The sequence below is a fragment of the Pseudomonas sp. D8002 genome (assembly GCF_013385695.1).
In the GTDB taxonomy this organism is placed as follows: Bacteria; Pseudomonadota; Gammaproteobacteria; order Pseudomonadales; family Pseudomonadaceae; genus Aquipseudomonas.
In genome coordinates this window covers 16499-33144 of the sequence record NZ_JACAPM010000063.1, presented here as the reverse complement: position 1 = coordinate 33144, position 16646 = coordinate 16499, and the positions used below count along the sequence as shown (strand labels likewise).

Sequence of the window (16646 nt, the reverse complement as noted above, 5' to 3'; positions counted from 1 at the left end):
TCTCACATTCAACAGGTACCCTATGCACACCCCCGTCACAATCATCGGTGCTGGCCTGGCCGGTCTCACCCTGGCCCGCGTGCTGTACGTCCACGGTATTGCCGCCACCGTCTATGAAGCAGAGCCGTCGGCAACCGCACGCGCCCAAGGCGGGATGCTCGATATCCACGACTACAACGGCCAACTGGCCCTGCAGGCAGCGGGCCTGACGGACGAGTTCCGCGCGCTTATCCTGAAAGGTCGCGAGGCGACTCGGGTGCTTGATTGGCAGGGTGCCACTCTGTTGGACCAAACCGACGACGGCACAGGCGGCCGTCCCGAGGTCATGCGTGGCGAACTGCGCAAGATGCTCCTCGATTCACTGCCCGCCGGTACTGTGCGCTGGGGCCACAAGGTCAAGGGCGTGCGCGCCCTCGGCGAGGGTCGCCACGAAGTGACCTTCGCCGACGGTACTTGCGTTGCCACCCACCTGCTGGTTGGCGCGGACGGAGCCTGGTCAAAGGTCCGGCCGCTGGTCAGCGACGCTGCCCCCGAGTACATGGGCCGCTCGTTGATCGAAACCTACCTGTATGACAGCGACGCCCGGCACCCGGCCACCTCCAGGGCGGTAGGTGGCGGTGCGATGTTCGCACTTCAACCGGGAAAAGGGATCCAGGCGCACCGTGAGACGGGCGCCACGCTGCACACCTACGTAGTGCTCACCGAATCCCAAAGCTGGTTTGCCGCCATCGATTTCACCGACACGCCAACGGCGGCGGCACGGATCGCGCAGGAATTCGCAGGCTGGTCCCCTGCCCTCACGGCATTGATCACCGACAGCGACACCGAACTGGTATGGCGCCCGCTCTTTATGCTGCCGGTTGAGCACCGCTGGGAGCGGGTGCCGGGCGTAACGCTGATCGGTGATGCCGCACACCTTGCGGCCCCGAATGGCGAAGGTGCCAACCTGGCCATGTACGATGGTGCCGAACTCGGCAAGGCCATCGCCTCATACCCTGATGACGTCGAAGCCGCCCTGGGCGAATACGAACAGGCCATGTTCCCGCGCAGCGCGCAAATGGCTGCCGAAGGGAATGAACTGCATGAGTTGCTGTTTGGTGACGAAGCACCCTATAGCCTGGTCAGCATGTTCAACGGGGCAAGTGCCTGAACAGGGCTCGGGTCAATCACACTGGAAGGACTCAAGGACGTTATAAATTTCGGCAACCACCTGCCGTGTTGCGCCCTCAATGGTTCCTTCATTCCGGCATAACACCCAGCCGTGATCCGCAACCGCTCGCTCGAACGCCCGGGTACAGGCGACATGTTCTGCCAGCGTGTGGATCACGGTACTGCTCAGCCCACGCCGGCGTGCCGCGGCCCGTGCCCATGAAATATCAGGGTCAGTGACGACCCCGACATGCAGGTCCGGCACTTGCACGTTTCGATCAATGTTCAACTGCAGGATTTCTGCCAGCGGGACTTCCCGGCGAAACGCGGCATCAGACGGGTACCAGCGGTCGATCAGGACGATGCTGCCTGGTGGCTGTCTAGCCAGCACGTGCCGGGAAATCCACGCGCGGCTATCAGCGAAGCGTTCACAAACCTCCCACTCCAGATCCAGGCCGGGATGCCTGGCGAGTCTGTTAACGAGGGTCATTGTTTCACTTCTGAAGGGATCGCTTTTTCTCTCGCAAAGCCGGATCACCATTCTGTTGTCAGCCCTAAGCGCTTTTGTTACGGCCTCCAGCAATGTGGTTTTGCCAGTACCCTTGGGGCCATCCATGGAAACAAACAACGGACGGCCAGCCGCCTGGCTCAACACGGCTTGTCGATCCGGCTGCGCATGGTTTCGGCGATCACCCTGGCCAGTGCAGATTGATCAAATGGCTTGGGTAAGCGCGTCAATGTGGTCTTGAGGTCCAGGGAGATTTCCGCAAAGCCCGAGGAAAGAATGATGGGAAGGTTGGGATACAACGACTCGATGTTGCCGGCAAGCTCGATCCCGGTCATGTCCGGCATTGCCATGTCTGTCACGACCAGGTCAAAGCACGCGCCTTGCGCCAGGAACGCCAACGCAGCATGGCCGTCTCCTGCCGACACAACATGATGGCCCAGGTCTTCAAGCATCGCCCCGGTGCTGATCAGCACCAGCGGGTCATCATCTACCAGCAGAATCTCGAGGCTTTGCTGATGGGCTGCATCGAGTGTATCTGCAGTTGATGCCAGCGCCGCAGACTGTATGGTGTCGGTCACCGCCACCGGTAACCAGAGCTCTGCGGTTGTGCTCTCTCCTACCTGGCTCTTCAGCACAAAGTGGCCCTGTGACTGTGCCGCCAGGCCATGCACCATCGAAAGCCCAAGCCCGGTGCCTTTTCCCGCTCCCTTGGTGGTGAAGAACGGCTCCATGGCCCGTTGCAAGGTCGCGTCATTCATCCCGGGGCCGGTGTCGATGACAGAGATGCAAATCAGCCTTTGCGAGTCATTCGCCCCGTCGGGAAACGCATCCTCCCGCGCTGAAATCAGGATCCTGCCCCGACCTTCCATTGCGTCCCGAGCGTTGATCACCAGGTTCATCACAGCCATTTCCAGTTGGCTCATGTCGACCAATACCGGCCGCAGGATCAAGGGGAACTGTGTGTCGACGTTGATGCCTGCGCCCAACATGCGGGACAGCAGGTCTGACATGTTGCGGATCAGATCGCCCACATCCACAGGCTGAGGGTCAAGCTCCTGGCGACGGGCAAAGGCCAGCATGCGCTGAGTCAGCGTTGCGCCCCGCTGGGCGCCCGCGATGGCATTATTCAGTAAGGCGCAGGTTCTCGAGTCCTGCGGGACACGCTTCTTGGCGAGTTCAAGACTCCCCAGAATCACCATCAGGAGGTTGTTGAAATCATGGGCGATGCCGCCGGTGAGCTGGCCCAGGGACTCCATTTTCTGGGATTGGAATAACGCCTCTCGGGTTTCCTTGATCTCCTGTTGAGCCTGGACGCTTTCGGTAACGTCCCGGGTGACCTTCGCAAACCCCACCAGCTCACCCAGTTCATTCTTGATCGGGTCGATAACCACATGGGCGAGGAATCCCGTGCCGTCCTTGCGCAGGCGCCAGCCCTGCCCTTCGTAACGACCTTCCCTGAGCACCGTTTCAAGGGCGCGCTGCGGGACGTTGTGGTCTACGTCCTCACGCTGGAAGAACATGGAGTAATGCCTGCCGATGACTTCTGCCGGCTGATAACCCTTGATGCGCTGGGCGCCGGCGTTCCAGGTGGTGATCACGCCGTTGGGGGCCAGCATATACAGCGCGTAGTCGGTGACGCCTTGCACCAGCAGGCTGAATTGCTGCTCGCTCTGGCGCAGCGCCTGCTCCGCGGCCTTACGCTCGGTCAGGTCCCGTGTGACCTTGGCGAAGCCAATCAACGTGCCGTCGTCGGCGCGTATCGGGTCGATGATCACCAGTGCCCAGAGACGAGTCCCATCCTTGCGGATGCGCCAACCTTCGCCCTCGAAGCGCCCTGACTGCTCGGCGCTCTTGAGTGCCCGGCCCGGCAAGTCCGAGGCCAGGTCTTCCGGGGTGTAGAACAGCGAAAAATGCCTGCCCAGCACTTCACTCTGTTCGTACTGCTTGATCTTTCTCGCCCCGGAGTTCCAACTGCGAATCAAGCCGTTCGTATCAAGCATATAGATGGCATAGTCGACCACTGCGTCGACGAGCAGTCGATACCGGTCGTCCTGATTGAAAGGCCCTTGCGCGGGTTGGGATGGCATCAGGAACGTCTCGGGACAATTGAGTGGCTTGAGCCCTCAGTATGTCTAAAAAAATCCCCGGCCCACCAATTTATTCATCTGGACGGTTTTTTTGAGTCAACCGCCGCCGTTGCGCGCAAACCGTGGAATCTTCAATCCCAGGCTTTCCCGCAAGGTCGTACCTTCATAAGCCGTGCGATACACGCCGCGCTCCTGCAACAACGGGATGACCTCGTGCGTGAAGCGCTTGAACTGCTCCGGATGGCCGATGTAGATGTTGAAACCATCCACCGCGCGGGCTTCAAGCCAGTCAGCCATTTTCCGAGCGACGGTATCCGCCGATCCGACAAACGCTCCCGGGCGCAGTTGCCGCCCAAACTCCACCGCCTGACGCAATGTAAAACCTTTCTCCCGTGCCTGATCGGCAATGCGTTTGGCCGCGGTAAAAAAGCTGCTGCGTGCCGCCTCCAGGCTCTCCTGCGGGAACGGCGCATCAAGGTCGTACTGGCTGAAATCATGCCAGCCGAAATTGCGTCCAAACTCCTTCAGCGCCAGTTCGAAACTGTGGTCGGCCTGATGGTAGTGCAGCTCGATTTCACGCGCCTGTTCATCGGTATCGCCCACATAAATCTCGGCGCCGGGCATCACCAGCAATTGCTCCGGGTCACGGCCATGTTGCAGCGCCCTGCCCTTGATATCCCGATAAAAAGCCTGGCCCTGCTCGATGCTGGCCGCATGGGTAAAGATCACATCGGCCGTGGCCGCGCCGAGGTCGCGGCCTTGTTCCGAATCGCCAGCCTGGAAGATCACCGGTTGGCCCTGGGGTGAGCGCTGGATATTCAGCGGCCCGACCACGGAAAAGTGCTCGCCCTTGTGATTCAGGCTGTGGAGTTTGGCGGGGTCGAGAAACCGGCCGGTGGCGCGGTCACGCACGAAGGCATCTTCCTCATAGGAGTTCCACAGGCCCTGCACGACCTGGACGTGTTCGGCCGCCCGGCCATAGCGGGTGTCGTAGTCATAATGTTCGTCGCGGCTGTAGTTGCCGGCGGTACCGGCGTCGCCGCTGGTGACCACGTTCCAGCCGGCGCGGCCTTTGCTGATCAGGTCGAGTGAGGCCAGGCGCCGCGCGACGTTATAGGGCGAGTTGTAAGAGGTCGTCAGCGTACCGACCAGGCCCAGGTGCCGGGTGCTTACGGCAAGTGCCGATAACAGCGTCAGCGGCTCCAGCCGGTTCAGGTAGTGGGATGGCGAACCCGGTGTGATGAATTGGCTGTCGACGATGAACATCAAGTCGAACAATGCCGCCTCGGCCTGGCGTGCAATGTCGATGTACCAGTCGACGTTGACGCTGGCATCGGCCGGCAATTGCGGGTCGAGCCACAGATTGTGGCGGCCGGGCCCGCCGCAGCCCATGGTCAGGGCGCCGAGTTTGAGCTGTCTTTTAGTCATGTCCAACGTATTCCTGGAAACGTTCAGGGCTGGGTTCTGGCGACGGCTGGTTGCAAGGACGCCGCGAAGGAGTCGTCGAACAGCTTGGCTGCCGGGTAAGACTTGACCAGTCCCTGGCTTGCGAAAAAGTCCACGGTCTTTTGTGCTTCTACAGGCGACTGGGCTGTCACCGGTTCGACCGTCGTGCGTGCCCGGGCAAACCAGGCGCGGGCAATGTCGGCATCTGCGCGGGTGCGCTTGGCCCAGGCATCTGCATACGCGTCGGCGTTGGCCGGGCTTTGGCGCGTCCAGTCACGGGCTTTCTTCAGGCGTTGGAGAAAATCGCTGATTTGCGCACGCTTGTTATCGACGGCCCTGGTGCTGGCGGCGACGAAACTCTGGGCCGGGATCAGCCCGTCTGCGGTCGCCAGTACTCGCGCACCTTGGCGTTCCTGTTGGGTGACGTAGGGTTCCCAGGTGGCGATGACGTCAACGGAACCGCCTTCCAGTGCGTGGGAAGCATCCAGTGCACTGAGGTAGCGCAACTCCAGGGCCTCTTTCGGCACGCCCGCCTTATCCAGTGCGGTCAGCAGCAATTGCTGGCTCCAGGAGCCTTTCCAGATGGCGGCGCGCTTGCCTTTGAGGTCCGCAAGGCTGTGGATCGAGGAATCCTTTTTCACCAGGATGGCCACGCCCTCGAGGTTTTGCCGGCTGATGGCAATCACCTTGATCGGTGCGCCGAGTGCCCCGAGGAACAGCACGGGCGCATCGCCGAGCAGGCCGATGTCGAGGCTGTTGGTATTGAGGGCTTCCGCCACCGGAGACCCGGCGGTGAATTGCTTCCATTCAAGGGTGTAGGGCAGATCATCCAGCACCCCCGCCGCTTCCATCACGGCCTGGGCGTTGTAGCTTTGGTCTCCGACCACCAGCGTTTGCGCGTTCGCGGTCAGGCACAGCAGCGTGGCGGCCAACCCGGCCGCCAGTTTTGTCAGGTAACGCACGTTCGTCTCCAGATGCCTTCTCAAGCATTGAAAGTCGATCCGCGCGTGCGGTCTCGGCAGTGTTCGTAGGGAGGGCTACGATGAGGGGCTGACGGCCGCATGTAAAATACTTATAACGCATAACCTAATTCGATATTAATGCGTTAAATGCATTTTTGTGGGTGGTCGGCGCGCACGGACATTGCGTACCCGCCTGCACCACCTACACTGATTTGAATTCGGCGACTCTCGCGCCATTTTTTCAGCCGTATGGCCCGATGCCCGCGCACTCATTGCTCAACAAATAAAGCAGTTAACCAACTGATTAATCAGAGTAAATATGAAAGAGCAGCCTCGGCAGCTTGTATCGGCACCGCAACCAGTGGCGCACAGCCGCGCCCTTTTTCGACCACCCCACCTTCTGGCTCCCTTGAGCCTGCTGTGCATCGCCATCGCAGGATGCACCGTCGGGCCCGATTTCGCGCGCCCTGAGGTGCCGGCGAACGCCGATTATTCACGAGAAAAACTCACCTCCACCACCAAGGCCGATATCGACACCGGCGGTGCGGCGCAGCGGTTGATCGCCGGGATGGATATTCCCGGGCAATGGTGGACGCTGTTCCGCTCACCGGAACTGAACGCGCTGGTGGAGGAAGCCTTTCGCGCCAACCCGGATGTCACCGCCGCGCAGGCGGCATTGCGCCAGGCCAACGAGCTGGTCTATGCCGACCAGGCGTCGCTGTTTCCCTCGGTGAGCGGCAACGTGCAGAAGGCCCGCGAGAAAGTATCGGGCGTCACCTCGGGCCTGCCGGAGTCGCCGATTCTCACGGTGAGTTCGGCGTCGCTGAGCGTGTCCTACGCCCCGGATGTGTTCGGCGGCACGCGCCGGCAAATTGAATCCACCTCGGCCCAGGCCGAGTACGAACGCTTCCAGTTGGAGGCGACCTACCTCACCTTGACCTCCAATGTGGTGAACACCGCAGTCAGCCTGGCCTCTATACGCGACCAGATCGCCGCCACCGAAACCATCATTCGGCTACAGAGTGATCAGCTCGACGTCCTGCAGGCGCAGCGCCGGCTGGGTGCGATCGGTGACACCGACGTGCTCACACAGCAGACCGCGCTGGCGCAAACCCGTGCCACCTTGCCGCCCCTGCAAAAGCAGTTCGCCCAGACCCGCAACCAGTTGATGGCCTACCTCGGCCGGTTTCCCAACCAGGACCGGGACGAGCGCTTCAACCTCGCCTCCCTGCACCTGCCCGAAGAACTGCCGCTCAGCCTGCCTTCGGCCATCGTTGGCCAGCGGCCCGATGTGCGTTCCGCACAGGCGCAACTGCATCAGGCCAGTGCCAATATCGGCGTGGCCGTCGCCAATCAGTTGCCCCAGTTCAGCATTACCGGGTCGGTGGGCTCCACGGTGGCCAGCGGGACCAAGTTGTTTTCGGCGGGCAGTGGGGTCTGGAGCCTAGCCGGGTCGATCACCCAACCGATCTTTGATGCCGGCGCACTCGAACATCGCAAACGCGCTGCCGTGGCCGCCTATGACGAGTCGGCAGCCCGCTACCGTGGCACGGTGATCGGCGCGTTCCAGGACGTGGCCAACGCACTGCGGGCGCTGGAGGCGGATGCCGATGCGCTCAACCAGCAGGTGGTGGCCGAGCGCTCTGCCCAAGCCAACCTGGACCTGGTGCAGGCGCAGTTCAAACTCGGTGCCGTGGCGTACATCAACCTGCTCACGGCCCAGCAAACCTACCAGAACACCGTGCTGGCCCGGGTCAGGGCGCAGGCCTCCCGCTACAGCGACACCACCGCGCTCTTCCAGGCATTGGGTGGCGGATGGTGGAACCGTACCGATGTGGACCCTGCCACCAAGGGCCGGCCTGATCGGTTCGGCCTGCCTTCGTGGAACGAGATCATGCCGGCCAGGAACGAGGCAGCGCCTGCCGATTCGGCACGGTTCAACTGAACTGAACTCTTGAAACAGCGAGAACATCCATGGCTGACGTCATAACCGCCTCTCCCCTGCCCACCGAGCCCGGCGCACCGCGCAAGCGCCGACTGTGGCGGCCGATGATCATCATGATCGTGGTGGTGCTGGTGATTGTGGCGATCATTGCCGGGGTGAAGTTCGTGCAGATTTCGGCGCTGATCGCCCAGTCGAAAATGCCCCTGCCCGCCTCCGTGGTCACGGCCATGAAGGTGCCGTTCAGCGACTGGCAACCGAATGTCAGCGCCGTGGGCTCAATGAAAGCGGTCAGGGGGGTGGATGTGACCACTGAAGTGGGCGGCATCGTGCGCACCATCGGCTTCACGCCCGGGCAAGAAGTGGCGGCCCAGGCGCTGCTCGTCCAACTGAATGCCGACTCGGACATCGCGCAACTGCATTCCCTTGAGGCCACGGCTGACCTGGCGGTGATCGTGCTCAAGCGTGACAAGGCGCAACTGGCGGTTAACGCCATCTCCCAGGCACAAGTGGACACTGACACCGCCGACCTCAAAGCCAAGCTCGCCGCCGCCGAACAACAGCGCGCGCTGGTGGCGAAAAAAACCATCCGCGCACCGTTTGCCGGGCGCATCGGCATCACCAGCGTCAACCCTGGCCAATACCTCAACCCCGGCGACAAGATCGCCACGCTGCAAACCTTCGATCCGATCTACATCGACTTCACGGTGCCCCAGACTCAAATGGAGGCCATCGCCATCGGCCAAGGGGTTTCGGTAACGGCCGACGGACTGTCGAATCAAACCTTCACCGGCAAGATCAGCACCATCGACACCCAGTTCGACGCCACCACGCGCAATGTCACCGTGGAAGCCACCGTCGACAACCCCAAACAGAACCTGGTGCCCGGGATGTTTGCCCGCGCCGTGGTCAACTCCGGTGCGACGCAGCGCTACCTCACCGTCCCGCAGACATCGGTGACCTACAACCCTTACGGCACCACGGTATTCATTGCCACATCGAGCAAGAACGACAAGGGTGAGGAAGTCCTCACCGCGCAACAGACTTTCATCAAGACCGGGCCGACCCGGGGCGATCAGGTGGCGATCCTGTCGGGTGTGAAGGAAGGCGATCTGCTGATCACCAGCGGCCAGATGAAGCTCAAGAATGGCTCGCCGGTGAAGGTCGATAACAGCGCCGCGCCGCTGAACGATCCTGCGCCGACTCCCCAAGAACACTAAAGGTGTCCCATGAAGCTTACCGATACCTTTATCCAGCGGCCGGTCTGGGCGATTGTCGTCTCGCTGTTCATCCTGATCCTGGGGCTGCGCTCGATCTTCGAATTGCCGGTGAACCAATGGCCACGCACCGAAAATACCGTGGTCACCATCACCACCGCCTACTACGGCGCGGACGCCTCCACCGTTGCCGGCTTTATCACCCAGCCGCTTGAATCGGCCATCGCCCAGGCCCAGGGCATTGACTACCTGTCTTCAACCAGCATCACCGGTGTCTCGACGATTACCGCCACGCTGCGGCTGAATTACGACGCGAGCAAGGCCCTCACCGAGATCAACACCCAGGTCAACTCGGTCAAGAACCAACTGCCGGCGCAGTCCCAGGAACCGGTGCTGACGGTGGCGGTCGGGCAGACCACAGACGCCATGTACCTGGGTTTCTACAGCGACACCCTGCCCACCAACAACATCACCGACTACCTGGTGCGGGTGGTCAAGCCCAAGCTGGACTCAATCCAGGGCGTGCAAACCGCAGAAATCCTCGGCGGGCGCCAGTTCGCCCTGCGTGCCTGGATGGACCCGAACAAACTGGCGGCGCATAACGTGACCGCCCAGGACGTGTCCACCGCCCTGGCCAACAACAACTACCTGTCTGCCGTCGGTTCCACCCGTGGGCAAACGGTGACGGTCGACCTGACGGCCGGGACCGACTTGCACACGGTGGATGAATTCAAGCGGCTGGTGGTCAAGCAGAAAGGCGATGCCCTGGTGTACCTGGAGGACGTGGCCACCGTCACCCTCGGCGCCGAAAGCTACGACAGCAGCGTGGCGTTTTCCGGCAAGCGTTCGGTGTTCATCGGCATCAAGACGGCGCCGACTGCAAATATCCTGACGGTGGCCGACAGCGTGCGCGAGGCCTTCCCCGAGCTGCAATCCCAGTTGCCCACCGGGGTACGCGGCGAGATCGTGTATGACTCCACGGAGTTCATCAACACCTCGATCTATGAGGTGGTGAAGACCCTGGTCGAGGCGATGATCATTGTGTCGGTGGTGATCTACCTGTTCCTCGGCTCGTTCCGCGCGGTGATCGTGCCGCTGGTGGCGATCCCGCTGTCGCTGGTCGGGACCTTCTTCATCATGTACCTGCTGGGGTACTCGATAAACCTGCTGACCCTGCTTGCCCTGGTATTGGCGATCGGCCTGGTGGTGGACGACGCGATTATCGTGGTGGAAAACGTCGACCGGCATATCAAGGAGGAAGGCAAAGGCGTGCTGGAAGCTGCGCTGGTTGCCGCGCGGGAACTGGGTGGGCCGATCATCGCGATGACCGTGGTGCTGATCGCGGCCTACGTGCCCATCGGGCTGCGCAGCGGCCTTACCGGTGCGCTGTTCAAGGAGTTCTGTTTCTCGCTGGCGGGTGCCGTGACTGTGTCGGCCGTGGTGGCGTTGACGCTTTCGCCGATGATGACGTCCCGGCTGTTCAAGACCGGGCAGGAAGAAGGTCGTTTCGCCCGCAAGCTCGATCAGTACTTTGACTGGTTGCGGGGCCGTTACCACCGCGTACTCTCGGGCGGCCTGAACGTATGGCCGGTGCTGGTGACGTTTGGTTTTGTGCTGTTCCTGCTGGTGGCCGCCAGCGGCATGACCGCCAAAAGCGAACTGTCGCCCACCGAGGACCAGGGGCTGGTGTTCATGCAGATCAAGGGCCCGCCCACCGCTTCGCCGCAGCAGATGGAGCGCATCGCCGACCAGGCCTTCCAGATCGCCAACAAAGAGCCGGAATACGCGCAGATGTTCCAACTGACCGGGTTGCCTATCCTCAACCAGGGCCTGGGCGGTGTACTGCTGAAAAACTGGGGCGACCGCTCGCGCTCCCAAGCCCAACTGATATTGGAACTCCAGCAGAAATGGAACCAGGTGCCGGGCGCCACCATTGCGGCCTTCCCGCTGCCATCGCTGCCGGGCGCCCAGGGCTTGCCGGTGCAGTTCGTGATCACCACCACCGACTCGGTGGAAAACCTCAACGAAGTCGCCCAGGCCGTGGTGGCCGAGGCCCAGAAACAACAGCTGTTCTATTTCTCCGACATGGACCTGAAACTCGACAAGCCACAAGCCAAGCTGGTGGTGGACCGGGAAAAAATCGCCGCACTGGGCATGACCCAGGCCGACGTCGGTGCGGCGCTGTCCGCGGCACTGGGCGGCAACTACGTGAACTACTTCTCCACTGCCGGGCGCTCGTACAAAGTGATTCCCCAGGTGTTGCAGGTTGATCGCCTCAACCCGGACCAGATTCTCGATTATTACATTCGCACGCCATCCGGCAGCATGATCCAGGCGAGGACCGTGGCGCATATCGAAACCTCGACCCAGCCGGAATCCATCAACCACTTCCAGCAACTCAACTCGGCGACCCTGTCGGGCGTCAGCGGCGTGGCCCAGGGCGAACTGCTGGCGAAACTGAACACCATTCTGACCAATATTGCGCCGTCGGGTTACACCTCGGACTTCTCCGGCGAATCACGCCAGTTCATGCAGGAATCCGGCGGGTTCTTCGGCCTGCTGATGTTCTCGATCCTGATCGTGTACCTGGCCCTGGCGTTTCAGTTCGAGAGTTTCCGCGACCCGGTGGTGATCCTGTTCTCGGTGCCCCCTGCACTCTTCGGCGCGTTGGCGTTTATCACCATGGGCTTTGCCTCGATCAACGTGTACACCCAGGTGGGGCTGGTGACGTTGCTGGGGTTGATCACCAAGCACGGGATCCTGATCGTGCAGTTTGCCAACGAGTTGCAGCGCGCCGGTCACAGCAAGCGTGAGGCCATAGAAGAAGCCGCCGGCGTGCGTTTGCGGCCGATCCTGATGACCACCGCCGCCATGGTGCTGGGCGTGGTGCCGCTGGTGTGGGCCTCCGGTGCCGGGGCTGCGGGACGGCATGACATGGGCCTGGTGATCTTCGCCGGGTTGTCGATCGGTACCGTGCTGACGCTGTTCATGGTGCCGGCGATGTATATGTTCATTGGCTCCACGCACCATCAGGAGGCGGAACAGCCGGTCCCCGTGTAGGAGCGAGCTTGCTCGCTCCTGCAGTGGATCAGTGGGTCAGATCACTACCCGCAGCGCCAAGCCTTCATACGCATCCAGGGTGATGGTGAAATCACCCTCGGGTGTCAGATCGCCCTCCACCCGCTCATTGATGATGTCCACCACCGGCCCGGGCGCAATATCGGGCAGGTGCAGGGTTTCAGTAATCGGCGTCGAGCCGAAGTTCAGCGCCGTGATCTGGGTACCTTTGCCCGCCGGCAGCTCGTGCACCATGATCAACAGCCCCGGGTGCTGCACATCCGGCACCAGGATCTGGCGGCTGGCGGCGATGTCGTAGGCTCGGCGCACCGCGAGGATTCTTTGCAGTTGCGAGGCAAAGGAATCCGGGTCGGCCAACTGGCTGATCAGGCTGCCATACAAGGTTTTCGGACGCGGCATCTGCCCGGCGGATTGCTCCGCATCCGGATTCAGGTCCACCAGGTCATAGGCGCCGCGATGGATCCAGCGTGTGTCGCCATCCAGCATCAAGTGGGCCACCTCCTGCGCCGGTAACGGCAATGCGCCCACCAGGTCCCAGCCGGACAGTGCAAACACCCCCGGTTGCATCGCGTTGTACATCACCAGCAGCAGGTGAATCTGGCGGATCTGCTGGATATCCGCCGGGGTAATCGCCTCAAGGTCGCGAATGCCCAGCGCCGCCGTGATGATGCTGGCGGTGGTGCAGGACACGCCGTTGGTCACGAACTTCAGGTTATACGGCGCGTGTTCGCCAGCCAGGCGTTCGTACATCTGCTCACGGATATGCTCGCGCAGGATGCCGCCGGGAAAGGTCTGCCCCTGATAGAGGTAGGTGTCATGGGCGTGCAACGTCCAGAAGTGCACCAGTTCCAGGGTCAGCTCGTCATGGTTCTGCAAGGCGTGGATCAGCGAGCCGGGGTCGATGCCCAGGGTGTGCATCTCCCGCAGCATCAGGCGCAGGAATTCGGTGTCGCCCATCAATAACGCGTGCTGGTAAGCCGGGCGCGTGATGAAGTCGTAGGACAGGTCTGCGCCGCCGTGGGACATGGCGGCGATGTCGTCCACCGTCAGGTTCAGTTCCTGGAAGCTGAAACCGCCCGCCTTGCGAATCGCGCCGCCCAGGATCTGGTTGCCGGTGATGGACAGCGGATGGCTTTCAGACCAGGCGTTACCTTCCAGTTTTCGTTCCACACCGAGGAAACCGTTGGCATCCAGGCGCAGGATTTTCGCCCCCATCACGTCGATGGCGTGCAGGGCGTCGCCGATGATCATCTGCTGCGCGGCGAAGGTCGGGTCCAGCCAGTTCAGCGACGGCTGCCCTTCCTTGAAGTAATGCAGGTACACCCAGCGGCGGGGCTTGCCGTCCACGCCGATGACCACATCGGTCGCGCTCCAGTCGGTTTCCTTGACCCCGGGTTCGAAGAAGATCACCCGTTGCAACTGGCCGACGATGTAGTGCTTGTCCCTGAGCACGTCGACCTGCTGCGGGCTGAGGTTCTGCGCATCGCGGCCCTCGCTGATATCGGGCAGCAGCGGCCAGTCTTCTTCGCGGATCTCCACCATGTGGTAGAGCCCGGGATAGTCTTCGTAGGCCATCTCGGCCAGGCGGAAGTCCGCGCCCTTGCCGGTGTGGGACGGAATCACATCGTCGATGATCACCGCGTTGTGCGCGGCGGCCATGCGGGCCAGCGCCTGAAGCTGGGCTTCGGTGCCCAGTTGCGGGTCGATGTCGAAGCTGATGCGGTCAAAATTGCCGTCAATGGTGGGGGTATGCTCGGTGCCGGATAGACCGCCCGAGCGTTTCAGCGGGCCGTTATGGATGCCCTGTATGCCGATTTTCGACAGCGCGTGCCACAAGGTTTCATCGCCCAGGGCCTCCAGTACGCTGCCGTTCTCGCGGGTGACGATGGACGCCGGATAGGCCGTGAACCACACCGATGCCAGGGCTGAAGCATCACGGGGCCGGGTATGGGCATACGGCTGTTGCCACAACCGGCCTTGCCCCGAGTAGAGCCTCGCGCGCTGCTTGGCGGCATGCAGCATCGATTGTTCCACCAGCCAGGCCACATGTTTCTTATCGGCGTCCGTCATAAATCAATCACCTGCACCCATGAAGTAGTCGGTTGCGGTGGCTGCATATGAACCACCGTTCGTTACTGTATGAGGCCCCGGGCGGCGATTCGTTGCATCCGGGATGGCGACCCTTCCCCGGCCTAGACCCATCCACCGTCCACAATGAAGTTCTGTGCGGTACACATCGCCGATACATCAGAGGCCAGGAACAGCGCCATATTGGCGATATGTTCCGGCTCCACACTGCCCGGCAGGCACTGGCTGCGGGCGATCAACTCCCGGGCCGCGTCATCCACCCACATCGCCAGTTGTTTCTCGGTCATCACCCAGCCCGGCACCAGCGTATTGACCCTGATACGGCTGGGCCCAAGCTCCCGCGCCAGGGCCCGGGTCATGCCGTGGGCGGCGGCTTTGCTGGCGGCATATACCGGGTAGCCGCTGGAAGCCATCATCCAGCCGATGGAACCCAGGTTGATGATCGACCCGCCGCCTGCGGCCTTCATCATCGGTACCACGGCCCGGGCCGCGAAAAACCCGTGCTTCAGGTTGACCGAAATCAGTTGGTCGAACCGCTCCGAGTCGATTTCATCCAGGGTGTGCCGAACGTCATTGGCGGCATTGTTCACCAGCACGTCGATCGGCCCAAGACTCTGCGCCAGGCACGCTATCGCGGCCTTGTACGCGATCTCGTCGGTGATATCGCAATGGGCGAATTCGACGGCATGGCCCTCGGCCGACAATATCGCCGCCAATCGGTCGCCCTGCCCTTGCGCCCGGTCCACGAAGGCTACCTTGGCCCCCTGGCGTGCGAAGGCACGCACCATGGCCTCGCCTATCCCGGAAGCACCGCCGGAGATCAGCACGGTTTTATCCCGCAGGTCCGGGTACATCGCCTGCGCGCCGGGCTGTTTTTCAGTGTTCATGGGGCAGTCACTCCGCTGTATTTAGTCTTATTTTATATTGCATGTTTTGCGATATTGGCTATAAATCAGCCCTGCAGCCGAATAAATAGTAGAACTATTTAATTAACAACAATAAAGGTAGCTCAGTCATGCGGCAATCCCGATTCCTGCTTACCGGCCTTGGCCTCTCCCTGGCGGTGGCCAGCCTGGGCGCTCAGGCGGCTGGCTTGTCCAGCGAACACAAACCCTTCGGCAAAACCAATGACGGCACCGCCGTCGAGCAGTATGTATTGCGTAACAGTCATGGCGTACAAGCCACGGTCATCACCTATGGCGCGGTCTTGCAGTCGCTGAAAGTACCCGACAAACACGGCCAGTTCGCCGACGTGGTGCTGGGCTTCGATGACGTCCAGGGCTACCAGGCCGGTACTGCGTTCTTCGGCGCGACCATCGGCCGTTTTGGCAACCGCCTGGACAAGGGCAGCTTTGAACTTGACGGCAAACGCTATCAAGTGCCCCTCAACGACGGGCCGAACTCGCTGCACGGCGGCCCGCAAGGTTTCGACAAGCATGTGTGGAAAGCCCAGCCGGTCAAGCAGGACGATTCGGTGGGCGTGACCCTGAGCTACCTGTCCAAGGACGGCGAGATGGGTTTTCCCGGCAACCTGAAAGTCGATGTCACCTATAGCCTCAACGACAAGAACGAACTGCACATCGACTACAAGGCCACCACCGACAAACCCACGGTGCTCAACCTCACCAACCACAGTTACTTCAACCTCGCCGGCGCCGGCAGCGGTGATGTGCTCAAGCAGGTCGCCACCCTGCATGCCAGCCATTACACCCCGGTCAACAGCACCCTGATTCCCACCGGCGAACTGGCCCCGGTCGCCGGCACGCCGATGGACTTTCTCAAGCCCACTGCCATCGGCCAGCACATCAAGGACGATCATCCCCAGCTGAAATTCGCCGAACCTAAACAAGGTGGCTTTGACTTCAACTGGGTGCTGGATGCCAAGGGTGATATCGGCAAACTGGCCGCCGACGTTCGTGACCCGCAGTCCGGCCGCCGCTTGCAGCTGTATACCAGCGAGCCTGGCGTGCAGTTCTATACCGGCAACTTCCTCGACGGGACGATCAAGGGCAAGGGTGGCAAGCCTTACGCCCACTGGAGTGCGTTCACCCTGGAAACCCAGCATTTTCCCGACGGCCCCAACCAGCCGAGCTTCCCCTCTACCCGTCTCGATCCTGGCCAGACCTACACGCAGAATACCGTGCTGAAATTCTCTGCTGACTAAACTTG

The 16646-nt window shown here is 61.6% G+C and carries 11 protein-coding genes; 5 read left to right on the top strand and 6 right to left on the bottom strand.

Annotated features, from left to right (window positions below):
* Positions 1 to 22 precede the first annotated feature (22 nt).
* Positions 23 to 1150: an NAD(P)/FAD-dependent oxidoreductase gene (locus tag HX807_RS30140; RefSeq protein WP_177052025.1), complete on the top strand. Its 1128-nt coding sequence runs from the start codon at positions 23 to 25 to the stop codon at positions 1148 to 1150.
* A 12-nt stretch (positions 1151 to 1162) separates the two neighbouring features.
* On the opposite strand, the gene HX807_RS30135 is transcribed toward HX807_RS30140, so the two are convergent.
* The 4 genes from HX807_RS30135 to HX807_RS30120 form a co-directional block, all read right to left on the bottom strand.
* Positions 1163 to 1765, bottom strand: a complete 603-nt coding sequence (locus tag HX807_RS30135) for a dTMP kinase (RefSeq protein ID WP_177052052.1) — start codon at positions 1763 to 1765, stop codon at positions 1163 to 1165.
* 32 nt (positions 1766 to 1797) lie between these two features.
* Positions 1798 to 3744, bottom strand: a complete 1947-nt coding sequence (locus HX807_RS30130; protein WP_177052023.1) for a PAS domain-containing sensor histidine kinase — start codon at positions 3742 to 3744, stop codon at positions 1798 to 1800.
* 96 nt (positions 3745 to 3840) lie between these two features.
* On the bottom strand, positions 3841 to 5172 hold the full coding sequence (locus HX807_RS30125) for an LLM class flavin-dependent oxidoreductase (protein WP_177052021.1): 1332 nt from the start codon (positions 5170 to 5172) through the stop codon (positions 3841 to 3843).
* Positions 5173 to 5195: 23 nt separating this feature from the next.
* The gene (locus HX807_RS30120) at positions 5196 to 6152 is read right to left on the bottom strand and encodes an ABC transporter substrate-binding protein (protein WP_177029045.1); all 957 of its coding nucleotides are present in this window, start codon (positions 6150 to 6152) and stop codon (positions 5196 to 5198) included.
* Positions 6153 to 6561: 409 nt separating this feature from the next.
* Between HX807_RS30120 and HX807_RS30115 the strand changes: the two genes are divergently transcribed.
* The 3 genes from HX807_RS30115 to HX807_RS30105 all read left to right on the top strand — a co-directional run bounded on the left by HX807_RS30115 (position 6562) and on the right by HX807_RS30105 (position 12371).
* Positions 6562 to 8097 (top strand): efflux transporter outer membrane subunit, encoded by a 1536-nt coding sequence (locus HX807_RS30115; RefSeq protein ID WP_256349616.1) that lies wholly within the window; start codon positions 6562 to 6564, stop codon positions 8095 to 8097.
* A 104-nt stretch (positions 8098 to 8201) separates the two neighbouring features.
* Positions 8202 to 9314, top strand: a complete 1113-nt coding sequence (locus HX807_RS30110; protein ID WP_008433355.1) for an efflux RND transporter periplasmic adaptor subunit — start codon at positions 8202 to 8204, stop codon at positions 9312 to 9314.
* Between the two features lie 9 nt (positions 9315 to 9323).
* The gene (locus tag HX807_RS30105) at positions 9324 to 12371 is read left to right on the top strand and encodes an efflux RND transporter permease subunit (protein ID WP_177021088.1); all 3048 of its coding nucleotides are present in this window, start codon (positions 9324 to 9326) and stop codon (positions 12369 to 12371) included.
* Between the two features lie 36 nt (positions 12372 to 12407).
* Here the strand turns inward: HX807_RS30105 and treS are convergent, their stop codons facing one another.
* Together treS and HX807_RS30095 are read right to left on the bottom strand one after the other, a co-directional pair.
* The gene (gene treS, locus HX807_RS30100) at positions 12408 to 14459 is read right to left on the bottom strand and encodes a maltose alpha-D-glucosyltransferase (RefSeq protein WP_008433350.1); all 2052 of its coding nucleotides are present in this window, start codon (positions 14457 to 14459) and stop codon (positions 12408 to 12410) included.
* 122 nt (positions 14460 to 14581) lie between these two features.
* Complete coding sequence (locus HX807_RS30095; protein WP_003217767.1) at positions 14582 to 15364, bottom strand: SDR family NAD(P)-dependent oxidoreductase; 783 nt, start codon at positions 15362 to 15364, stop codon at positions 14582 to 14584.
* Positions 15365 to 15492: 128 nt separating this feature from the next.
* On the opposite strand from HX807_RS30095, the gene HX807_RS30090 reads away from it, so the two are divergent.
* The gene (locus tag HX807_RS30090; RefSeq protein ID WP_102369085.1) at positions 15493 to 16641 is read left to right on the top strand and encodes an aldose epimerase family protein; all 1149 of its coding nucleotides are present in this window, start codon (positions 15493 to 15495) and stop codon (positions 16639 to 16641) included.
* The last annotated feature ends 5 nt before the right edge of the window (positions 16642 to 16646 follow it).